Annotated in this window: 1 protein-coding gene and 1 pseudogene; both read left to right on the plus strand. The window is 35.1% G+C overall.

Features of this window, described 5'->3' with window-relative positions; genetic code table 11:
• Positions 1-713: pseudogene (locus ACFIQE_RS09715) on the plus strand (MFS transporter); the annotation flags it as partial.
• Complete coding sequence (locus tag ACFIQE_RS09720) at positions 701-1768, plus strand: hypothetical protein (RefSeq protein ID WP_375702954.1); 1068 nt, start codon at positions 701-703, stop codon at positions 1766-1768. The pseudogene ACFIQE_RS09715 and the gene ACFIQE_RS09720, both read left to right, overlap by 13 nt.
• The last annotated feature ends 461 nt before the right edge of the window (positions 1769-2229 follow it).

Genomic DNA, 2229 nt, shown 5'->3' on the forward strand with positions numbered 1-2229 from the left:
CCTTCTTAATGGTTTTTTTTGCACTCATTGGTTTGTATCTTTGTGTTCTATCCATTCAAATTGTTTATCATTACCCACATAAAACATTATCTCTTGAAAAGAATAAAAAAATAAAGAATCCTTTTCTTTCTTCTTTAAAAACAATAATACATAATCGTTCTATTGCTTATTTGCTGGTCACGGCTTTGCTTTGTACATTCCTCATGGGAATTTTCATCACCACCACAACACTTCTCAGTAAATTTGACAGAAATCTCGCCCCTTATAGTGGAATTTTCTTTTCAATTGTTGGCATCAGTATTTGTATCTGGCAAGGAATAATCAATAAACATCTCAGCCTTTCTGATAAATCAACTTTCTACCTATTATGGCTTATGGGAAGTTTCGCTGCATTTTTCCTCATGGGTGGCGTCTTTACCGCTGTGACTGCGTTAATTGCCTACAGTGTCTATGAATCTGTCATGGTTCCAGAAATATACTATCAAGCAGGGAAAACAACTACATCCCTCTCTGCCAGTGTTCTTTTTAGTTATATTCTTGTTATTTCAAATATTGGCCAAGCTGCCGGCTCATGGACAAGTGGATGGATCATCAGCCATTTCAACAATCACATCGCTTTCACCTTTTGCATGATTGTTGGTATCTCCGCCTTTGCTTCTTGCCTTTGCCTCATGCAAACTAAAAAAAATAAGGAACTTCAATGTCACATATAATTTTTGCTACTGGGGGCACAACAAGGGTGCCCAAAACACTTCGTCATAAATGGCTCAATTATGAGTTTGTAACACACTCTGCGGCAAAGAAGCTCGAAACTGTCTTTAAAGATTGCTCTGTAAACGCCGTTGCAAATTGTCTCACAGCTGGAGGATTATGGGGGGGATTTTTATTTGCACATGAAATTTGTAGACTGCTCAAAGTAACATATTATCCATTTGCCTCTATGGTTGATCTTGAGACTTTGAGTTCAGCTATCGAAGAATTTTCTATCGATACCATCATATGCCTGCCAAGTTTTGCGGATAAACTTATTACAATATCTCGGAAGCAAAAATTAAAAACTCTAAAAAACCTATTCTATCTTGGAGAAGCCTTTCAAGCTGAATCTGTGTCGAAAATAAAAGACATAATCCTTGAATTAGATATTAAACCTCTTAGCTTTACCACCCAAGAAACTGGTCCAATAGGATTCCAGTGTTCCAAGATTGATGGTGACATTTATCATCTTTATGATCACATTCAAGTAAAGTCAAATCCTGAAAATGATGAATTAATTGTCTCTGTTTTTTATCCTGAAGATGCACCATTACTTGAACACGCCACAGGTGATGTTGTTCATATTGCATATGATCAATCATGCGATTGTGGCTATCATGGCCATACCTTACACCTGAAAGGAAGAACACCAACTTTTTATAATATTATGGGAACTTCAATTTCTGTACACGATTTTACAAATGTCTTAAATCTTCAAGGTTGCACTCTCTCGGCTACAGATATTCAACTCATTATAATCAATCAATTTGAGAACGGTGTTGGCGTTTTATTGTTTATTGATTCACGTTACGATATTGAGAGAAATGCCCTTTTATCATCCCTCTCATCCTCTTATCTGATAAAAGACATTATCAATAAATCACAATTTTTCCATGTTTGCTTTATGCAGAAATCTCAATTTATTCACTCCTCAATCTCTGAAAAAATAAAATCCTTTTTTCAAACGACTGAATATCCTATAGTGCTTGATGGTGATTTAGTAGAAATTAAATAAGATAAGATTATAAACTTCATCGATAAGTTCTTCATTATCACTGGAACCTTATACGTTTTTTTTTCCTTGCTCTTAGCGCAATAAGCCTTTCCATAAAAGCATTTCGAATAAAATAAAACACGACCTTTAAAGTAATTTGCACAAAAGTATATTTAAGGTAGGGTAAGAAATCATCCGATTTGTAGCTCCTTATACAGAGGATAGGGATATGTGCCCTTGCGCATAGACATGTGATTAAGTTCAAGGAAAAGTAAAAGCGTAAAAGAAAGCAGCTCCTCTTTTAGTTTATTCGAACCTTTTAAGTACAAAAATTACAGAGCTTAAATTTTAGTTGAACAACCCTTATTGTAAGGGTTAGGCTGTTAGTTGTAAGGTATTATCTCAACTAAGAAGAGTTTTTAGATTTATTGTTTTAGAGAGAAGAAAGCATTCTCTACCTGCCTCTGCCTACTACTGCTTCA

Origin of the sequence: Bartonella sp. AA1HLJMS (assembly GCF_042197445.1) — a bacterium.
Classification (GTDB): Bacteria; Pseudomonadota; Alphaproteobacteria; order Rhizobiales; family Rhizobiaceae; genus Bartonella.